Source organism: Pseudomonas sp. R32 (assembly GCF_009866705.1).
Taxonomy (GTDB): Bacteria; Pseudomonadota; Gammaproteobacteria; order Pseudomonadales; family Pseudomonadaceae; genus Aquipseudomonas; species Aquipseudomonas donghuensis.
Map to the genome: position 1 here is coordinate 2,932,973 of NZ_CP019396.1, position 20,523 is coordinate 2,953,495.

General features: G+C 64.4%; 12 protein-coding genes. All 12 read right to left on the reverse strand.

What is annotated here, in order from left to right; all coding sequences use genetic code 11:
- Nucleotides 1–16 precede the first annotated feature (16 nt).
- The 12 genes from PspR32_RS13835 to PspR32_RS13890 all read right to left on the reverse strand — a co-directional run bounded on the left by PspR32_RS13835 (nucleotide 17) and on the right by PspR32_RS13890 (nucleotide 20,430).
- Nucleotides 17–1,624 carry a 5-guanidino-2-oxopentanoate decarboxylase gene (locus tag PspR32_RS13835; RefSeq protein ID WP_159388707.1) on the reverse strand — a complete coding sequence of 536 codons (1,608 nt, stop codon included), beginning with the start codon at nucleotides 1,622–1,624 and terminating at the stop codon, nucleotides 17–19.
- A 10-nt stretch (nucleotides 1,625–1,634) separates the two neighbouring features.
- Nucleotides 1,635–3,725: an acetate--CoA ligase family protein gene (locus PspR32_RS13840; RefSeq protein WP_159388708.1), complete on the reverse strand. Its 2,091-nt coding sequence runs from the start codon at nucleotides 3,723–3,725 to the stop codon at nucleotides 1,635–1,637.
- A 14-nt stretch (nucleotides 3,726–3,739) separates the two neighbouring features.
- Entirely contained in the window at nucleotides 3,740–4,900 is a 1,161-nt protein-coding gene (locus PspR32_RS13845) for an acyl-CoA dehydrogenase family protein (protein WP_115086548.1), read from the reverse strand.
- Between the two features lie 31 nt (nucleotides 4,901–4,931).
- Entirely contained in the window at nucleotides 4,932–5,723 is a 792-nt protein-coding gene (locus tag PspR32_RS13850; protein ID WP_159388709.1) for an enoyl-CoA hydratase/isomerase family protein, read from the reverse strand.
- Between the two features lie 257 nt (nucleotides 5,724–5,980).
- Complete coding sequence (locus tag PspR32_RS13855) at nucleotides 5,981–12,226, reverse strand: hypothetical protein (protein WP_159388710.1); 6,246 nt, start codon at nucleotides 12,224–12,226, stop codon at nucleotides 5,981–5,983.
- 144 nt (nucleotides 12,227–12,370) lie between these two features.
- Nucleotides 12,371–13,774, reverse strand: a complete 1,404-nt coding sequence (locus tag PspR32_RS13860; RefSeq protein ID WP_159388711.1) for an amino acid permease — start codon at nucleotides 13,772–13,774, stop codon at nucleotides 12,371–12,373.
- A gap of 202 nt (nucleotides 13,775–13,976) precedes the next feature.
- Nucleotides 13,977–16,232 carry an ATP-binding protein gene (locus PspR32_RS13865; RefSeq protein ID WP_159388712.1) on the reverse strand — a complete coding sequence of 752 codons (2,256 nt, stop codon included), beginning with the start codon at nucleotides 16,230–16,232 and terminating at the stop codon, nucleotides 13,977–13,979.
- Nucleotides 16,229–17,002 carry a substrate-binding periplasmic protein gene (locus tag PspR32_RS13870; protein ID WP_159388713.1) on the reverse strand — a complete coding sequence of 258 codons (774 nt, stop codon included), beginning with the start codon at nucleotides 17,000–17,002 and terminating at the stop codon, nucleotides 16,229–16,231. Before PspR32_RS13870 ends, PspR32_RS13865 begins: the two co-directional genes overlap by 4 nt.
- 4 nt (nucleotides 17,003–17,006) lie before the next feature.
- The gene (locus PspR32_RS13875) at nucleotides 17,007–17,723 is read right to left on the reverse strand and encodes a response regulator (protein WP_010226877.1); all 717 of its coding nucleotides are present in this window, start codon (nucleotides 17,721–17,723) and stop codon (nucleotides 17,007–17,009) included.
- Nucleotides 17,724–17,792: 69 nt separating this feature from the next.
- Entirely contained in the window at nucleotides 17,793–18,437 is a 645-nt protein-coding gene (locus PspR32_RS13880; RefSeq protein WP_010226876.1) for a TetR family transcriptional regulator C-terminal domain-containing protein, read from the reverse strand.
- 124 nt (nucleotides 18,438–18,561) lie between these two features.
- Nucleotides 18,562–19,317, reverse strand: a complete 756-nt coding sequence (locus PspR32_RS13885; protein ID WP_159388714.1) for a class II aldolase/adducin family protein — start codon at nucleotides 19,315–19,317, stop codon at nucleotides 18,562–18,564.
- 75 nt (nucleotides 19,318–19,392) lie between these two features.
- The gene (locus tag PspR32_RS13890) at nucleotides 19,393–20,430 is read right to left on the reverse strand and encodes an ABC transporter substrate-binding protein (protein ID WP_010226873.1); all 1,038 of its coding nucleotides are present in this window, start codon (nucleotides 20,428–20,430) and stop codon (nucleotides 19,393–19,395) included.
- Nucleotides 20,431–20,523: the final 93 nt, after the last annotated feature.

Here is a 20,523-nt window from a genome sequence, read left to right on the forward strand (position 1 = left end):
AAAAAGCGGTTGAAGTTCAGCGCGCGCAAGCGTGCTTGAGCTCGATCAGGGTTACGCCGTTGCGGGCAAAGCCGCTGCGCAGTTCCCGTTGCAGGTCATCCAGGTTTTGCGGCTGCGCCACGCTGCAACCAAAGGCCCGGGCCAGGCCGATGAAGTCCGGGTTGCGCGGCAGCACGCCGATCGGTTCGATATCCAAACCGAGCATGTCGTCGCGAATCTGTCCCAGGGCATCGTTGTTCCACAGCAGTACCACAAGCGGGCGCTCCAGCTCTTCGACCGCGGTGGCCAGTTCCTGGGCGGTGTAGAGGAAGCCGCCATCGCCGACCAGCACCAGGCCCGGGCGGTCCTCAGTGGCGAACATGCCGCCGATACCGGCGGGCAAGCCGTAACCGAGGGTGCCGTAACCGGTCGGGTGCAGCCAGCTGCGCGGGGCCCGGCTGGCATAGGCATAGTTGCCGGTGTAGGCCAGTTGGGTCATGTCGGTGCTGATAAAGGCGTTGGCCGGCAGCTCGGCCGCGACCCGGTCAAGGATCGCCTGGTGGATCGCCTGCAGCGGGCCGTGGCTGGCCTTGACCGCCTGGCGTAGGCTGGCGACGGCATCCATGGCGGCGCCAGCATCGCGCGGCGCGTGCGGCAAACGCTCGAGCAAGGCGGCGACGGTTTGCCGGGCATCGCCTTGCAAAGCCACCGCGCAGGGGTAGAAGTCGTTGAACTTGCGCGGATCGATATCCACCCGCAGCAACTCGCCGTTGAGCTGCAGCCGCTCGCGCCAGAAGTCGGTGTCGGCCATTTCGGTGCCGACCGCGAGGATCACGTCGGCCTCGGCAATCAGTTGCCAGCCCGGCGCCACGCACAAGGACGAACCGGCATTGAGCGGCGCATCCGGTGGCAGCAGACCTTTGCCGGCAACGCTGGTGAACAGCGGCGCGGCCAGGCGGGTGCTCAGCTGTTGCAGCTCCTGCGCAGCGGCCAGGGCGCCGCCACCGGCGATGATCATCGGCCGCCTGGCGCCTGCCAGTTTGCCGGCTGCCTGATCCAGCACACTGCTGGCCGGCACGCCCCGGCCCGGGCGGCGCACCACTTCAGTGCTCCAGTCGCGGGCGACCGGTGCGGCCAGCACATCCAGCGGCACCGAGATATGCACCGGGCGCGGGCGTTCGCTGTCGAACACCGCGTAGGCACGGGCGATCAGTTCAGGCAGGTCCTCGGCGCTCAGGGCCACGGCGGAAAACGCCGTGATCGGCGCGGTCATGGCGCGCTGGTCCTGGGTTTCGTGCAGGCAGCCCCAGCCTTTGCCGAGGCTCGCGGTATGGTTGACGCTGGAAATCACCAGCATCGGGATCGAGTCGGCATAGGCCTGGCCGATGGCGGTGGCGGCGTTGGTGACGCCGGGGCCGGTGATGACGAAGCACACCCCAGGCTTGCCGCTGACCCGCGCATAACCGTCGGCCATGAAGCCTGCGCCCTGTTCATGGCGGGTCAGCACGTGGCGGATGCCGCTGCCGGGCAGGCCACGGTACAACTCCAGGGTGTGCACCCCGGGAATGCCGAACACGGTATCGACGCCGTAGTTGGCCAACAGGCGCACCAGGGCCTGGCCACCGGTCAATGGGCTGTTGTGCATGTTCATCTCCTTATACCTGGCCGAGGCGAATCAACGCATCGACCGCGGTGGTGCCCTGGGCACTGACCATTAATGGGTTCACATCCAGTTCCAGCAATTGCGCGGCGTTTTCGCAGGCGTAGTCGGCGACCGCACGGATCGCTGCCACCAGCGCCTCCAGGTCAGCTGCCTCGCGGCCGCGAAAGCCCTGGAGCAAGGCGGCGCTGCGCAGGCCGAGCACGGCCTTGCGGATGGCGCCGTCGGTGGTCGGCAGCAACAGGCTCTTGCTGTCCTTGAGCAGCTCGACGAGGATGCCGCCGGCACCGATCACCAGGGCCAGGCCGAAGTCGTTCTCGCGCTTGATACCGACGATCAGCTCGGCCAGCGGCGCGCTGGCCATGGGTTCGAGCAGCACCTGGTCGAACGCTACACCGGGCGCATAGGCCGCAATCCGCGTACGCATCTGTTCCAGCGCCGCGCCCAGGGCCTGGGCGTCGCGCAGGTTGAGGGCGACGGCACCGGCTTCGGTCTTGTGCGGCAGTTGCGCACTGACCGCCTTGAGCACCAGCGGGTAGCCAACGCTTTCAGCATCCTTGAGTGCCTGTTCCGGGGTGCTCAACACGCCCGTGGGCACCGGCAGGCCGAACGCCTGCAAGGCTTGCTTGGATTGCCACTCGTTGAGCAGTGTGCCCTCGCCCTGCAGCGCCTGCGGGCACAGCGGCGGCAACGCCGACTCGCCCAGCGCCAGCAGCGCCTGGCGTTTGCCCTGGTAAGCGGCAATCCGCCCCCAGGCCGCCAGGCCGTCCTCGACGCCCTGCAACGCGGCGATGCCATGGGCATGCAGGCGCTCGCGGGCAAAGGCCGGCAGCAGTTCGGGCAAGGCCGAGGTGACAAAACCGCTCTTGCCATGACGCTTGAGCGCCGCGCAGTACAGCTCCAGCAGCAGGTCGCACTCCTTGCGCTCGCCGGTAAACTCGGCCGGGTAGTCGAGCACCAGCATGGCGGCATCGGCCTCGGTGCGCAGGGCGCTGTCGAGCATGCGCTCAAGCGCGGCGGCATCGCCCCAGATCGCCGTGGTGAAGTCCAGCGGGTTGACCAGGTTGGCATAGGTTGGCAGCACCTGGGCCAGCTCGCGGACCTGGCCGTCTTCCAGCTTCGGCAGGCTCAGATCGTTGCGTTCGGCATAGTCGGCGATCAGCCCGGCATCGCCACCGGAGCAAGCCAGGGCGATCAGGCTGCCGCCCTTGGGCAAGTGGCCGCAGGCAGCGGCCTTGAGGGTTTCGACAAAGCTCACCGGGCCGCTGACGCGGATCACCCCCAGGCGCTCGAACAGGCTGTCGTACAGCGCATCGGAGCCGGACAGCGAGCTGGTGTGGCTCAGCGCCAGTTCCGCACCGATTTGCGACACCCCGGTTTTCAGGGCGATGATCGGGATGCCCTTTACCAGCGCCTTGTGCGCGGCGCGGGCAAAGCCCGGCACGTTCTTCAGGCCTTCCAGGTGCAGGCCGATGGCAGTCACCCGCGGCTCATCGAGCAGCGCGTCCATCAGTTCGGCGATGCCGATCTGCGCCTGGTTGCCCACCGAGGCCATGTAGGCCACCGGCAGCGAGCGGTCGCTCATGGACAGGTTGTAGGCAAAGTTGCCGCTCTGGGTCAGCACCGCCACGCCCTTCTCCACCGCCTTGCCGCCATGGGCCACCGGCCACAGCGCCGAGCTGTGCAGGTAGTCGAGCAGGCCATAGCAGTTGGGGCCCAGCAGCGCCATGTGGCCGGCAGCCTTGAGCAGTTGCTGCTGCAGGGCCAGGCCTTCGGCGCCGGTTTCGGCAAAGCCCGAGGCGTAGCAGATCGCTCCGCCGGCCCCCTTGGCGGCCAGCTCGGCCACGCAGGTCAGGGTCAGCTCGCGGTTGGTGGCGATAAATACCGCATCCGGTGCACAGGGCAGTTCGCCGATGCTGCGCACGCACGGCACGCCGTCGAGGCTGTCGTGCTGCGGGTTGACCAGCCACATCGGCCCTTGGTAACCGCCCTCGGCGCAGCGTTTGAGCGCCCGGGCCATGCTGCGCCCGCCGACGAACGCCAGGTGACGCGGGGCGAGCAGACGTTTGAGGTTGTCTCGTAACATGAGCAGGCTCCTGATCAGCGCAACAGCGGGCGCAGCAGTTCACGGGAAATGATGTGCCGCTGGATCTCCGAGGTGCCCTCCCAGACCCGCTCAATGCGCGCATTGCGCCAGATCCGCTCGACCGGGCCTTCATCCATCAGGCCCATGCCGCCGTAGATCTGCACGGCCTCGTCGGCAACCTTGCCCAGCACTTCACTGGCAAACAGCTTGGCCATGCCCGCCTCGCCATCGGTCATCGTGCCTTGGTCCATCTTCCAGGCCGTGTGCAGGGTCAACAGCTCGGCGGCGCGAATCTGCGTGGCCATGTCGGCGAGCTTGAACGAGATACCCTGGTAGGTGCCGATCGGTTGGCCGAACTGCTTGCGGTCGGCCGCCCATTGCAGCGACACGTCCAGGGCGCGCTGGGCCTGGCCGACACAGTTGGCCGCGACCATCACCCGCCCGGCGGTGAGCCAGGCGTTGGCCACTTCCCAACCCTTGCCGACTTCACCCAGCACCTTGCTGGCCGGCACCGTGCAGTCATCGAAGAACAGCTCGAAGGTGTGATAGCCGCGGTTGCTCACGCACTTGGGCCCGCGGCGGATGGTCATGCCCGGGGTGCCGCGGTCGACCAGAAAGGCGGTCACCGCGTTGCGCGTCTTGCCGTTGTGCTCGTAGGTGTCGGTGACGGCAAAGACGATGGCGAAATCGGCATGCCCGGCATGGCTGATGAAGTGCTTGCTGCCGTTCAGTACAAAGTTGTCACCCTCGCGCACGGCGCGGGTCTTGATCGCATTGGCATCGGAGCCGGCGCCCGGCTCGGTAAGGGCAAAGCAGTCGGTCTTCTCGCCCTGGATGCACGGCAGCAGGTAATCGTTGATCTGTTCGTCCTTGCAGGCCATGAGGATCTTCGACGGCCGCGCGACAAACACATGCAGGGCCCACGACACCTTAGACAGCTCGCGCTCGATCAGCGCCTGGGACAGGTAATCGAGACCGCCACCGCCGACTTCCTCGGGCATGTTGAAGGCATAGAAGCCAGCGGCGATGGCCTTGCCGCGGATCTGTGCGGCAAGCTCTGGCGAAACTTCGTCGGCGCGGTCGACGGCCTCCTCATGGGGCAGTAACTCCTTGGCGACAAAACTGCGTACCGCTTCCACCAACATTTGTTGTTCTTGGGTCAGTTGGAAATTCATGAGTCGATCCTGAAGAAGTACTTGTAAGTGTTTATTTACCAACGAAATTAGCAGTGCGCTTTTCGACGGCAGCACGCAACGCTTCGGCGCCATCCTCGCTACGCCCGCACAGTAGCCCGGCGGCAAGCTCGGCCTGTAGTTGCTCGCCCAGGGTGCGCTGGGCGCCGTCGCGGATCAGCTGCTTGGTCTGGGCGAAGGCGAAGGTCGGGCCCTTGGCCAGGCGCCCGGCAAGTTCTGCGGCCACCGCCAACAATTGATCGTCGGCGCACACCTCGCCGACCAGCCCGGCCGCCAGGGCACGCTCGGCGCCCCACAGCTCATCGAGGAACAACAGGCGCTTGGCCTGTTCGCTGCCGATCAGCCGTGGCAGGTGCCAGCTGGCGCCGGCATCCGGGCTGTAGGCCATGCTGGTGTAACCAGCCTTGAACCGCGCCGAAGCTGCCGCAATGCGCAGGTCGCAGCACAAGGTCAGGTCCATGCCGGCGCCGACGGCGGTGCCGTTGATGGCGGCGATGGTTGGTTTGTCGAGGCTGTGCAGGCGCTGCATCAAGGCATGGGCGGTTTCGGTCCAGCCGTAGCTTTCAAGCGCGCCGCGGGCTTGGGCCTCGGCCCACTCGGCAAGGTCGGCGCCTGCGCAGTAGCTGCGGCCGGTGCCGGTCAAGACCACCACGCGCACCGCCGGGTCGGCGTTATGGGCATCGAGCAAGGCATGCAGGTTTTTCAGGCTGGGGATGTCCAGCGCGTTGCGCTGGTCGGGGCGGTTGAGGGTGATCCAGGCAATGCCGGCTTCGACCTGGCTGAGCAGCGACGCAGGAGGGGTCATGGGTGGCCTCGAATTATTGTGGTGGGTATGAGGGGTGGGGCGTGAGGCCATACTAAACGAGTGTTCAACAAGCGAAAAGAGTGCGACCGATTTCAATGTAAAGACCTAAAAAGCGCCTATAACACTTTGTTTATAAATGATTAACAGTAATCTTCACCTATTGCTTACCCTATACTTGTTACAACTTCGAACAACTCGCTACAGGCAAAAAAAGGCCGCCTCAATGGGCGGCCTTCACCAGCACGCGCTGGCTTAAATCAAGTAAACCTCATAATTTTACTAAACGACCCCCATACACCGTCGAATACTCCAAAGGTGATGACAACCTCTTCAGCTCGAGTATGGGTAACGTCAAATTCGCAACATAGGCCGTACCAACCGCTGCCCGCCCCCGTTTGATACAGCGGCATTACCACAGTGGATCCGGGATGCCCAATAATCCTGGCTCCTCCCGAGACAGTGACGGTGACAAAACGTCTATGGGTGTCCGGACGATTAGGGTAGGCAAATTTAGAGAAAAAGACCCGATTCGAGCTCCGACCGTCGGCTCTTGCCCCATTAGCCGAGCCCCCACGGGCTTGGAGATAGGAGTTACTAATGTCTAGGGGCATTGAATCTCGGAAGTGCAACTGCGCGGTGACCGCAACGCCCCCATGGGGCACGGCGGTAAATGTCGTGCTGGTAGCACCGTGAATACCAACCTTTTCATGCCATTCGCCATACCCGTCCAAGGTGACATCTTTCTGGATTGCGCCGCCAACAAAACCCGCTGGAGGATTGACACGCAGTGTCACTCGCTGTCCCGGTGTTCCCAAGACCGTTACACCATTTGACTCGGGGCCCTTTTCATAAACAAAGGGCACCATATTACGGGTATAGCCTCCGTTAGAGACCGCCAGGGCCGCCGTACTGCGCACCCGCATCTCATAAGCAATCACCGGCGCTTCGATGTTTTCCACGCGCAAGTGGATGTTCAAACGCGAACGGTCAGAGAGCTTTTCAAGGTCCGAGCGCGAAATCGGGCGAGTAATGCCGCCCGTCACCTCAGCCGGAGACACCGGATGCGCTACAAGCAGCGGTAGCGTCCAGTCTCCTCCACTTTGAAGTTTGCCTTCAAGTGTCACCCAGACCTGCTGACCTGCAACAATCCCCTGCCAGCGATCAATCCTCAAGGTGGCGTTACCGGAGAAGGCGGCCAGTTCCAGCACTTGGCCCCTCGCCTCGAGAATTTTAGGATCGGTCAGGCTGATCTGCACCTGAAGGATCTGGTACTCGCGCACCGGGAACCTGATAGCTTGCGATTCTTCGGCATCCTCACGCAGCGCCACCGCCATCTCCAGGGTGATCCGGCTCTGGTGGGCGAATGCCTGCAAATCTGCCCGGTTCAGCGTAGCGCGTACACCCAGGTTGACCTCCCCTGCGGACACCCGTTGCCCTTCAGCCAGGACGATAGTCTTGGCATTACCTTGTGCATCGGTTCCACGGCAACGAAACCAGTAACGCTGACGCTCGTTGATCCCGTTCCATTTCGCCACCGTCGCCAGCGCATCGCCCTGAAAACTCAGCAGATCGAGCACATCGCCATTGGCCTCCTCGATCCGCGGCCGTGGCGGGTTACTCAGCACCGGGCCGATGCCCAGGTGCAGGAAGTCCGAATAGCGCCGGCGTTCCGCCGGCTCGCTAACATAGTAGCGGATGCGCACCTCGTGCCCCAGGCTGGGCACGATATCCTCCTCATAAACGGGAAACGCCACATCATCGGCAACTTGCACCGGGAAGAAGTCGATGATGTCCGCCCCCGCGACCGGGCTCAGCCACTCCATCCATACCGTTTGCCCAGGGGCCATACCTTCGTACAGGGGCGCCTCGACGGTAGCCACGACGATGCCGATCGGGTCGAGGGTATCGTTCTCGGCCTCCGGCACGTTCGGGGCGACCAGCTCGGGCGCCGGCTCACCGACCCACAATGGCAACACCTGGGACTCCCTCGGCTCGCTGCTGCCGAAGTACACCCGGTAGAACAGTTCCAGGTTACCGCCCGACAGCGCGGCAATATGCTCGGCCGGTACGATAAGCACGACCGGGTTGTCCACTTGGGACCCGGTCAGGTACCAGTCGCGCATAAAGGCGTAGGTGTGACCATTGGCCCGTTTGCCCTGCCAGACCAGGCGTACCTGCTGACCGGCGAACATGCCCACCCACGGCGGAATCCACACTACGGCTTGCGGCAATGTGTCGGGCAGGAAGTCTTCCTGGCGATCGTCGACATCCGGCGGCAGCAACTCGGCCGCCTTGCCCCGAACGCCGACGGCAGTGGTTCGGGATGGAATCTGCTGCCCGTCGCGGGTGACCTTGTAGGAGACATAGGCCAGGCCACCGGCGATCGACTCGGCGATGCTGTTGGGCACCTTGTGGGTAATGGTCCGCGGGGGTGGAATGATGCCCACCGGGTACGCGGGGGAGACATGTGGCGGGATCGCCGCCACGTCTTCGGTGTAACCGCGGAAGGTGAAAACCACCTGATCGCCAACGCGAAAATCCGGCCGATCGGCAATTACCGAGATCTCGACATCGGCGCCCTGCAGCGCCCCCAGGTCGAGGAAACCTTCCTCGTCAATCCCGGCCACCCCTGGCCGTGGCAACAACAGCAGGCTGACTTCGACAAAGGCATAGCTGGGCAACGAGGCGCCATCGGACTCGTTGCCCACCTCGTCTTCCAGCCAGTACAGCACCAGCAGGCGCTCATCATCGCCGCCCGCCTCGATGGTGGCATAGTCGACGAACACCGGTATGGTCTTGCCCACCTCGCCTTCCTGGACGACGTGAGTGACCTTGGCCCCGCCCCAGCTCAAGTTGAGGGTGTCGCCGACTTCCATATAGCGCCAGCGGTTGACATACACCGTGACGCCGTCCTGGGCCATCTCCCAGTCGATCGGGCCGAAGGGCACGTCCGGCGACATCAAGCCGGCATGATGAGGGCTGCCAGGGATCGGATTGGGGCCGCCGGGCAAGGTGACCTTGACCTTGACCCGCAAGCGCGCCGACGCCCGTTTGTTGCCGCTGAGCGGCTCGACCGTGAACCATACCTCGCTGACGCCGTTGGGAATGCGGGCAGCGGGCACGAACAGGGTGACCAGTTCATTCACTTCGTTGGGCAGTACCACAATCGGCAACGGCGTAGCCGGCACCTCATCATCACCAAAGTGCACGTGAATCTTGTCGCCGGCGGCCATTTGCAGGTAGGGCTCCACCAATACCAGCAGCCCCTTTTTGTCGGCGTCCATCGCGCGTACGCCAATGCCACCATCCAGCCCCCCGGGATGATCGCTAAACTCGCGCATGTGCGGGATGCGCACATGGCTGGTTTCGACACTGGTGATCTGGTTGACGCGCATGAACCAGGGAATGCCGTCGGCCGCCACCCCCCGGACCGCATAGCGTGAAGCCAGGCTGGAGAAGTACAGGGTCTTGCTGAAGCGGGTCCAGCTGCCGCCCTGGGGCAGTTGAAAGGTCAGCGTCACTTCTTCGGCGACGTTGTCGACCACGTCGAACTGGCAATCACCGGTCAGCTCGGTCAACGGCAGGCTGACCACCTGGCCGGGGTGGCCGACAATCCGTGCGCTGCCGCTGAGCTCAACCTGCACATAGGTGGCGTTGGCAAAACCGTCGGCATCGAAACATACCCGGTTGGCTGCGCGACCGTTGGCCAGCGCGCCGCTCGCGGCGCGGGCGCGCACGCGCCGGTCATCCTGCTGTTGATCGAACGGGAAGACATCGGTAAAGCGCACCGGCACATGCTGGGCCTGGCCGGTGCCGATCACCGCGCTGACCAGCACCGTTTCGGCGTAGGGGTCGCCCAGCCAGGCGATATATTCACCCTTGGCATCCAGAATGAAGTCCAACTGCTGGCTGTCGTTGTCGAAGTGTGCCGAGCCATTGACGCTGAGGCTGCCTTGCGCGCCCGGCCGCCCGACCAGGTTCACCGCACAGGTCTGGGTCGGCAGCGCCCAGTCCTCAGGCAAAGCGGAACTGGCCAGGCCCGAATCGGAGACACCGATGTGCAGTTGCCCCTGGCGCACGGTGTAGGTCCTGACCGGGAAATCCAGCGTCGCAGCGCCGCCGAAGTTGACCCTCAGGTGCAGCGACAACGCGCTGCCATCGTCGAGCTCGTCGAGAAACTCGCGCGGCAGCGCCACGGTCAGTCCCGCCACCTGCTCTACCGGGCTGTCCACCAACAACGGCAGCGTGGCATTGGCGCTGCGCACCTCCAGCCACAGCCGCTGGCCCAGGGCAATGAACGGCCAGGCGCTGACGCTGATGTGGGCATCGCCCTCGAACAGGTCCAGGTCCAGTTCGCTGCCGTTAGCCTCATCGATCCTCGGGCGTGGTAAATCATCGGCGCTCGGCGCGCCGATTTGCACGGTTTGCCTGGGCGACTCAAGCGCCGCCAGTTCATTGCGCAGCACCTCATAGTAAAACTGCACCGCGCCGTTAAAGTTCGCCGCCACCGCCGCCGCCGGCACGCTGATGGTGATGCTGCCGGTATCACTGCCCGGGCGCTCAGGCAGTACCGGTGAGCCGGCGCCCGCAGCGCCTTTCCAGTACAAGACAATACGGTCACTGGCGCGCATGCCGGGGTAGCTGATCAGCACCTGGGCGCCATGCAAGCCAAGCATCGGGTCGTAGCTGCCATCCTGCATACCGAGCAGTTGCGCCAGTTCAGGCACCGGCGCGACCGAGCGCAACACCAGCGCCCGCTCCTGGGACGGCAACGGCCGCCCGCCCAGCGCCGGCTCGACCTCGTAGCGCATCAATACCGTGCTACCCAGGCCGGCGTTGGCGATGGCCTGGGGTACCCGGAACGCTGGCAGCGCACCGCTGCTGTCGACGGTTTTGGCTTCGCTGTAGCTGCTCTCCGGTCCGGCGCCTTGCCAGGTGAACGTGACCTTGTCGCCTACGTGCTTGCCCGGGTAGTTGACTGTCACCTGGACCCCGAGAGGGTAGAAATGCGGGTCCAGTTCATTGACCGGCTCGTCCACCTCCGGCGCCGGCAACAGTCCGGCGGCGCTGATGCGCAGCTCCAGCGGGTTCGATTGCCGAAAGCCGACACTGCGCGTGCTAAGCATGCGCACCTGGTAGTAGACCTTGACCGTGCCCGACTCCAGCAGGCGGATGTGTTCCGTGCCGACATTGATCGCCACCTCGCGGTCCCCTGCCCCCTCCGAGGCGGTCACCACACGCCGAACCTCATGCAGGGTCGGTCTGCCATCCAGTTGGGTGCCTTGCCACACCAGAGTAATCTGGTGGCCCGCCGTACGTCCCTGGTAATGAGGGATCATCACCGCAGCCCGGGCAATATCGTAGGCCAGTACGCCCTCCTCCGCCTGCGCCACTCTCGGCACAGTCAACGCCTTGGGCTGCCCTTTGAAACCGATGCTCAGGCGCTGCGAGTGCTGCTCGCCGCCAGCCTTCACCAGCCTGTAGCCCACGACCGCCAGGCCACTGGCCAGGGCCCAGGCTTTGTCATTGGCAATGGTGAACGTCAGGGTCTGCGGCAAGGTCCCGCGGATGGTCTGGTCCAGCTCGGTTACGGTCGGCACGCCCGAATCGATGTAGCCGGTAAAGCGCAGCTTGACCGTGTCACCGGTGGCGAATGCCGGCGCGCTGGCCTGCACATGAATCTGCAAGTCGTCGCTGCCCAGCACCTCGAGGTTGATATAGCCCTCGTTATCAAGCCCCGTGACCGAAACGGCCGGCAATTGCGCATGACCGGTGTCGACCACCACCGATACATGCGGAGCCCAGGTCTGGCTGGTGTTGTGGACAATATCGTGCACTTCCCAGGTCACCACCAGGTTGGGGCTGTCGCCGGCCTGGCGAATGACACTGCCGGGCACCGTGAACACCACCGGCTGGTTGAGATCGGCCTCGACCAGGGTATAGCTCAGCATCACCCCGCCCCAGCTCAGGCGGATCACATCGCCAACGGCGCGGTGCTCGTAGAAATAGACCTGCACCTGGACGCCGTTCTCCAAGTGTTCAGCAGTGACCGGATTGACACCGACATCTGCCGCGACCAGGCCCTGGTGCCCGGGTTCGGAACCGCCCGGGCGATCCAGCTTGACCAGAACCGAGAGGTCGCGCGAAGTGCCATACTCGATGTTGTTGCGGCTGAAGCGGTAGTGCACTGTATGCGCGCCCGGGGTAAACCGCTCGGCGGGCAGGTGCAGGAGCAGGGCCCGGCCGAGGTCGTAGCCTTCGAGCACCAGCGGCGCGACGACCGGCATGCTGTCGGCATCCATGTACACCCGCAGTTCGTCACCGCCGCGCACGTTGGTGAAAGGCGGCACGGTCGCCAGCACACCTCGCTCGTCGGTGCTCAGAGTATGAAGGTTGATGCCCGCGTCATAGCCACTGACCGGCGCGACCGAGGCAAACAGGGACAGTGCCGGCAGCTCGCTGGTGGTCGTGGATTCGATGGTATCGGTTTGCAAGTCATTCATGGCAGACAGCCTCGGTGCGGGGAAACAACGTTTCGGCCCTGCGTGCATACCGCCATGAAAAAGGGCCGACCTGGTTAAAGTCGACCCTTATTCAATACCTCGTTATCGAGGCCAACAACTGACAAAAATGCTAGGTGGCCGGGTTTACACCGACGGCGCCAACACCCCCTGGCGCTTGCGGTGAATGATGAAGTACGCCGCGTAACACACTGCGATGAAACCAAAACCCCAATACAGCGACGGCCGCTGGGTCTCATCCAGCGCCAGGAACACGAACAGCGAACTGCACAGGGCGATGCACAGCAGCGGCACCAGCGGGAACAGCGGCGCGCGGTACTTGAGGTCGGCAAGCTTGCCGCCGCCCTGCAGGTAGGCGCGGCGGAACTTGTACTGGGCCAGGGCAATGACGATCCAGGTCACGGTACCGGACATGCCGCTCACCGCCATCAGCACCATGAACAAGGTATCGGCGGCGACGAAACTGGTCATCAGCGACACCAGGGCAAAGCACAGGGTGATGCTCAGCGCTCGCAACGGCACGCCGCGCTTGCTCAAGGGCGACAGGCTTTTCGGCGCCATGCCGGTCTTGGACATGGCCCAGAGGATGCGCGTGGAGGCATACAGGCCGGAGTTGCCCACCGACAGAATCGCGGTAAGGATGACGAAGTTCATCAGGTCCGCCGCGTAGGGAATGCCGACCATGTCGAACACCTGCACAAACGGGCTCTCCATCAGGCCGGCCTGTTGCCACGGTACAATCGCCGAGAGCACGACGATGGCCAGCACATAGAAGATCAGCACGCGAAACACCACGTTGCGCACCGCGCGCGGGATGCTCTTTTCCGGCTGGTCGGTTTCACCGGCGGCCACGCCCATGATCTCGCAGCCCTGGAAGGCATAGACCACGGTCATCATCACCGCGAACACCGCCGAGAGGCCATTGGGGAACATCGAGTCGCCGATCAGGTTGTTCATCATCGGCGCCGGCTCGCCGCTGGTCAGCGGGATGGCGCCGAAGATCACCAGCACGCCAACGATGATAAAGCCGAGGATCGCCGCCACCTTGATCCCCGAGAACCAGTACTCGGCTTCCCCAAAGGCACGGGTGGCCAGGGCATTGAGGCCGAACAGCACCACCACGAACAGCGCCGACCAGTACCAGATCGGCACCTCCGGGAACCAGCGCACCATCAGCATGCCGGCGGCGGTGAACTCCAGGCCCACGGTGGTCGCCCAGCTCATCCAGTACACCCAGCCGATCATGAAGCCGGTGGCCGGGCCGATGAATTTGGTGGCGTGGGTCTGGAACGAGCCGGACACCGGCATCTGCACCGACAGTTCGCCCAGGCAGACCATCACCAGGTACATCAGGAAACCCGCCACCAGGTAGGCGAGGATCGCGCCCATGGGCCCGCCCTGGTTGATGGTCACCCCCGAGCCCATGAACAGCCCGGTGCCGATCACCCCGCCCAGCGACAGCATGAAGATATGCCGGCTTTTCAGCGCACGGGTGAGGTGGATGCCTTTACGTTCGGTAGAGTCAGTCATGTCGGCACCTCAACAGTGGTTGAAGCGCGGAAGGGACAGGCGGTGGTGCGGGGACGGCTGAGCTTTACGGCAGTTCATTATTATTATCTCCAATAAGCTTCGAAGACCGCGGGCAGCGGTTGCCGTCGATTATTGGAAAGCGATGTAAGGTGGCGTTGTACCTGAAGATCGAAGATGTAAAAAGTCGTAAGTTTTTTGTACGTCAGCACTGGATCAGCTGTTTCAGGGTCTCGCCGGCCAGGCGTATCTGCTCGGCCAAGGGTACTTGCAGGGCGTTCAGGGTCGCCTGGTGCTTACCCAGCGCTGCTTCTTCCAGCGCGCGCAGTACCGTCGCCAGTCCGCGAAAACCCAGGGAATCGCTGCTGCCGGCAAGGCGATGGGCCAGGTGCGCGACCTCGGTGCAGTCGCCGGCCTTGAGCGCTTCGGCCAGCGCGCCCTGGTGCTGTTCGATGGCATCGCGCAAAACTGTTAGCAAGCCCTGGAGCTTTTGCTCACCGAGCAGGCTGCGATGGGTATCGAGCAGCGCCCAGTCCATGCCCTGCCCGGCCGCTGCGGCCTCGATCACCTGCCCCTGTTGCGCCAAAGCCTGGCGCAAGCTGTCGAGCTTCAGCGGCTTGGCGAGGATGCCCTGCATGCCGGCCGCAAGGAATCCGCGCACCAGCGCCGGCTGCACGCTGGCGGTCAGCGCCAGGATCCGGCAAGCGCGGTTCGGCCCGGGGGTGCGGCGGATCTGCCGGCACAGCTCGACGCCACTGATACCCGGCAGGTGCACATCGAGCAGGATCAGGTCGAAGCGTCGCTGGGCACAGAGCTCCAGCGCCTGTTCACCGTCCTCGGCCATCCACAGGCGGTGCCCGTCGCGCTGCAGCAGGCCGCGCACCACCTCGCGGTTGAGCTCGACGTCTTCGACTACAAGGACATCCAGGGCCTGGATCGCTGCTGCCGGCAGCAGCGCCGGCGCCTCGGCCGCCGCCGCTTGCAGCTCCAGCTCGAACCAGAAACAACTGCCCTGCCCCTCGACACTTTCAAGGCCGATGCGCCCGCCGAGCAGTTCCACCAGGTGCTTGCAGATCGCCAGGCCCAGGCCGGTGCCACCATAGCGGCGGGCCACAGCGTCGCTGGCCTGGACGAAACGCTCGAAAATCCGCCCTTGCACCGCCGGGGCGATGCCGATGCCGTTGTCGCTAACACTGATCCGCAACTGCTGCAGGCCCTGCTCCTGGCCCAGCACCTGGACCTCGACACTCACCTCACCGGCCTCGGTGAACTTGATGGCATTGGCCAGCAGGTTGCTGAGCACCTGGCGCAGGAACTGTTCGGCGCCGTGTTGACGTGGCGCCAACTGCGTATCGATACGACAGCGCAACACCGTGTCGTTGTTCAGGGCCCGCGGTTCGAGCAGGGTCATGACCTCGTCGCACAGTTGGCGCAGGGAGAAATCCACCGCTTCCGGGTGGCTTTCGCCCTCCTCCAGGCGGGCAAAGTACAGCACTTCGTTGAGGATGCTCAGCAAGCCTTCGCCGGCCTTGTACAGGGCATCCAGGCGCTTGCTGTCGCGGGCGTCCAGATCCGCTTCGCGGAGCAATTCGGCCATCCCCAGGATGCCATTGAGCGGGGTGCGCAGTTCATGGCTCATGGTCGCCAGAAAGCGCGACTTGGCCAGGTTCGCCGCTTCGGCATCCTCCTTGGCGCGCATCAGGCTGGCAGTGCGCCGCTCGACCATCTTCTGCAACTCGTCGCGCTTGTCCTGCAAGGCTAGGCGGTCGACTTCGCGGCGGTCGATGTCGCTGAGAATATTCCTGCGCATGTCGTCCAGGGCGTGGGCCACGGTGTCGATTTCGTCTTCGCGGCTTGAGCGGCGCTTGTCCAGGCGCAGCGGCTCCTGCCAGTCGCCCGCGCCGATGCGCCGGGCGAACTCGGCCATCACTTGCAGGTGGCGGGTGACCAGGCGGTAAAACAAGCCCGACAACGCCACCGCCAGGCCGCAGAGGAACACGCTCATCCACAGCAGGCTGGTCAGCCCGGTGGCGAACAGGCGCCGGTGCACCGCCCCCAGGTCGATGCTGATCTCCAGCTCACCCAGGTGGCGCAACGGTCCCGAAGGCGGTTGATAGTCCAGCGCGAAACGCTCGATGCGCAGCGGCCCTTGTGGCGTCGCTTCGCCCTGCAGCAAGTCGAAGTCGGCACTGTTCAGGCGCACCCGCGCCACATCGGAGAAGTCCACCAGGCCGCGCAGCTGCACGTTCAACTGCTCCTGGTTGAGGTCCCAGAGGCTGCGTTCAAGGCTTGCCAGGTAACCGGCGCGAATCAACGCCATGCGCGCGTCGATGTCGCGCATCTCGCGACGGTACTCGAAATACAGCTGCACGGTGCTGGCCAGCACGGTAAAGCACAGGCTGAACAACAGGATGAACAGCAGCAGGCGCCGCAGCAGGCCACCGGGTTGCAGGCGCATCATTTGGCGTCTGCCGGCAGGTTGACCATGTCGCGGTAGGTGACTTCGCTCTGCTCCAGCCAGCGCTGGATCTCGCCGTTGTCGCGCATGCGCTGCAGTTGCTCGTCGATCTGCGCCATGTGCTGGCTCAAGGGTGAATGCCGCGACACCGCCACCCGCAGGTAGTCAACGCTCAGCGCGGTGGGCAAGGCCTGGATATCCTCGGCGCCGGGCAAATGCTCGACGAACAGCTGGCCGGTGCGCCGCTCCTGGATGACGAAGTCGATACGCCCGCGAATCAGCTTGCCGAAGTTCTGCTGGCTGTCGGAGACCCACTCGATGTTCTGGTGGCGGGCCACGAAGCGGTCGAAGTCCGCGCCGTAGCTTTCACCGAACAACAGCCCGCCGCGGTAGCTGGCCAGGTCTTCAAGGCGCTCGAAGGTCACCGGCCGCTGGCGATTGAAAAACACCGCCACTTCCTCGCGCAGTACCGGCACCGTGGAAAAGCGCATGCCCTGGTCGCGCTGATCGCTGTTGTAGGCCAGCACCACATCCACCCGGCCGGCGGCAGCGTCGAGCAGGCAGCGCTTCCAGTTGCCCAGCACGACGATCTCCACCTCATAGCCCAGGCGCGCGAACAACTGGCGCACCACGGTCGGCGCCAGGCCGCGCACCTGCTTGCCGTCGCTCCAGGAAATCGGCGGGTACACCGGGTAGTCGCAATAGCGGATGCGCTCGGCCGCCTGGACCTGGGCGCCGGGCATCAGCATGGCGAGCCAGAGCAGCCGCCACATGTGATCAGGCCGCCACGCTGGCAGTAAACAGATAACCGGCGCCGTGAATGGTGATGATCAGCTGCGGTTCGGCCGGATCGTCATGCAGCTTGCGCCGCAAGCGGCCGACCAGCACGTCGATGGAGCGGTCGTTGGGCACCCACTCGCGGTTGCGGATCTGGTCCATCAGCTGGTCGCGGCTCAGGGTATGGCCGCTGTTGCGCAGGAACACACTGAGCAGCTGGAATTCGCCGTGGGTCAGCAGGGTTTCGCCACCTTGCGCATCGATCAGGCGGCGGCGGTCGGTGTCCAGGGCCCAGTCGGCGAATTGCTTGAGCGGGTGATTGCCGGCGCTGGGCGGCTTGCCGGCCTGGGCATGGCGGACCCGGCGCACCAGGTTCTTGGCCCGCGACACCAGTTCGCGCGGGTTCAGCGGTTTGATCACGTAGTCGTCGGCGCCGCATTCCAGGCCAACGATACGGTCGATGTCGTCATTACGGCCGGTGATGAGGATGATGCCGACCTCCGAGCGCACCCGCAGTTCGCGGGTCAGGGTCAGGCCGTCCTTGCCCGGCAGGCGGATGTCGAGCATGACCAGGTCGACGGCCTGCTCGGCGAGCACATGCTCGGCCTGCTCCGCGGTGGCGGCGCAGTGCACGTCGTAGCCTTCCTGGGACAGGTAGGCGTGCAGCAAGTCGCGAATAAGCGGATCGTCATCGACGACCAGTACCCGAGGCGTCATTGCGTGTTGTCTCTTATAGGAATTGTTGTATGACTCACGACAGCAGCGTACCCATTACTGAACGACCGATCAACAGCCCTCGGTCAGGGTGAAGCGCCGGCGGCCACCGGCCTGCAGGCCATCGACCCAGGCCTCGCAAATCTGCACGCCCTGCTCCGGGGTGAAGGTGCCCGGGTTGAGCCCGGATTCCAGCCACAGGCCGTCGAGCAAGGCGCTCAGGCTGATGGCTGCCAGGTCGGCGTTGAAGGCCTGCCAGCCCTCCTCCTTGGCCAGGTCCGCCAGCAGCCGGCCCAGTTCGTTGCGGTATTCGCCGTAGGAGTGGTCATGCACCTGGTTGATCGCTTCGGCGGTTTTCACTGCGCCCCAGAACGCAAGCCAAGCATCGAGCAGCTGCGGGTCGAGCAATTCGGCGCAGAACGAGGCGCGAAAAAACGCCGACAGCCGCTCGCGGGCATTGGGCGCGGCCTGGGCCATGGCTTCGCGGATCAGGCCCATGACCCGGCCGGTGACTGCCATGTAGGCCTCGGCCACCAGTTCGTCCTTGCCTGAATAGTGGTGGCTGATCAGCCCCACCGAGACCCCGGCCTCGGCGGAGATCTTGCGGATCGAGGCGCCCTGGAAGCCGTGCCGCTTCAAACACACCAGGGTCGCTTCGACCAGGTTGGCCTTGCGCAACTCCGGGACCATACGGCTGTAACGGGCTTCCTGGCTCATTGGCGGTTCTCTTCGGGTGGGAGACTTTTCGCGGGGCAAGCCCGCTCCCACAGGGGGATGGGCAATTCCGGTGGGAGCGGGCTTGCCCCGCGATGCTGTTGAACAACTGTACAACAAGTCCCGATCAGTCGCGATAGCCCGGCGCCACCCGATCGAGCAGGCGCAGCAACGCCGACCAGGCCAGTTGCATGCCATCCGGGTCACTCAGCTCACCTTCCTTCAAGGCCCGCGCTGGCTCGTTGAACTGGCGTTCGGTGTGGGCGCAAACCTCTTCCGTCGGCAACACCAGCTCGCCGGCAGCCATCGCCGTCAGCTGGATCTCGCAGGCTTTCTCCAGGTAGTACATGCGCAGGAAGGCTTCACTGACACTGCGGCCCACACTGAGCAAACCATGGTTGCGCAGGATCAGTACCGCCTTGTCGCCCAGGTCATGCACCAGGCGCTGCTGCTCGGCCATGTCCAGGGCGATGCCCTCATAGTCGTGGTAGGCGACCTTGCCGTAAAACTCCATGGAAATCTGGTTGACCGGCAACAACCCGCATTTCAGCGCAGCCACCGCGCAACCGGCCTTGGTGTGGGTGTGCAGCACGCACTGGGCATCCTCGCGGGCGCCATGAATGGCACTGTGAATAACGAAACCGGCCGGGTTGACCGGGTACGGCGACGCCTGCACCGCGTTGCCCTCAAGGTCGATCTTGACCAGGTTGGAGGCGGTGATTTCATCGAACATCAAGCCGTAGGGGTTGATCAGAAAATGATGCTCGGGGCCGGGAATGCGCACCGAGATATGGGTGAAGATCAGGTCGGTCATGCGAAAGTGCGCGATCAACCGGTAGCAGGCGGCCAGCTCCTGGCGCAGGTGGATTTCGGTCTCGGTCATTATTGTTGTCCTCAGGCGAAAGGCTGGCCAGACAATAGGGCTGGACATCGTGCGATGTCCAGCCTCGGCGAGGGTTCAGCGGCTGGCCCAGGCGTTGAAGCGCTCTTCCAGTTCATCGCCATGATCGACCCAGAACTCGACGTTCATCGACAGCGCGCCTTCAAGGTTCTGCCTGGAGGTCGGCACCCAGCTGGCCAGCTGCGGATCAAGCTCGGCGGCGGCCTGGATGTTGGTCGGCCCGTAAGGAATCTCCTTCACATAGCGCACCTGGGTGTCGGGCTGGTTGGCGAAGGCGATCAGGCGCTTGGCCTGGTCGACATGCCTGGAGCCCTTGATGATCGCCCAGTAATCCATGCCGTATAGGCTGCCCGGCCACACCAGGGCCAACGGGCTGCCCTGTTGAGCGGCGACGGCGACCCGGCCGCTGTAGGTCGAGGTCATCACCACATCGCCGGCGCTCAGCCACTGCGCCGGTTGCGCGCCGGCTTCCCACCACTGGATATAGGGCTTGAGCTCGCTGAGCTTGTTGAAGGCGCGGTCGACGCCCTCGGGGGTGGCCAGGACCTTGTACACGTCCTCGACCTTGACCCCGTCGGCCATCAGCGCGAACTCCAGGTTGTACACCGCCCGCTTGCGCAGGCCGCGTTTGCCGGGGATTTTTTTCACGTCCCAGAAATCCGCCCATGAGGTCGGTGCCTGGGCCAGCTTGTTGCGGTCGTAGGCGATCGCCACGCTCCACACCAGCACCGCCGAGCCGCATTCCTGAGCGGCATCGGGGATCAACTGCTCGGCACGCCCGAGCCGGGTCCAGTCGAGGCGCTCGTACATGCCCTCGTCGCAGCCGCGCATCAGGTCCGGGCCTTCGATCTGCACCAGGTCCCAGTCGACGTTGCCGGTATCGACCATGACCTTGATCCGGGCCATTTCGCCGTTGTACTCGCTCTGGATCAACGTGCTGCCGTCCTGGGCACTGAACGGCTTGAAGATCGCCGCATCCTGGGCTTTCTGGCCGGCGCCGCCGTAGGCGACCACGACCATGTCCGGTGCTGCCTGGACGGCGCCGACAGCAAGGGCGAACAGCCAGGGAGAGCGCTTGAGCAGGTTCGATTTCATCAATGGTTCCTCTTGCCGGTACCACGTGATGCGTGGCCCGTTTTCTTGTTGTTGTGAGGTGTGCCCCAGGACCCGGGGGTGATTGCAAACTAG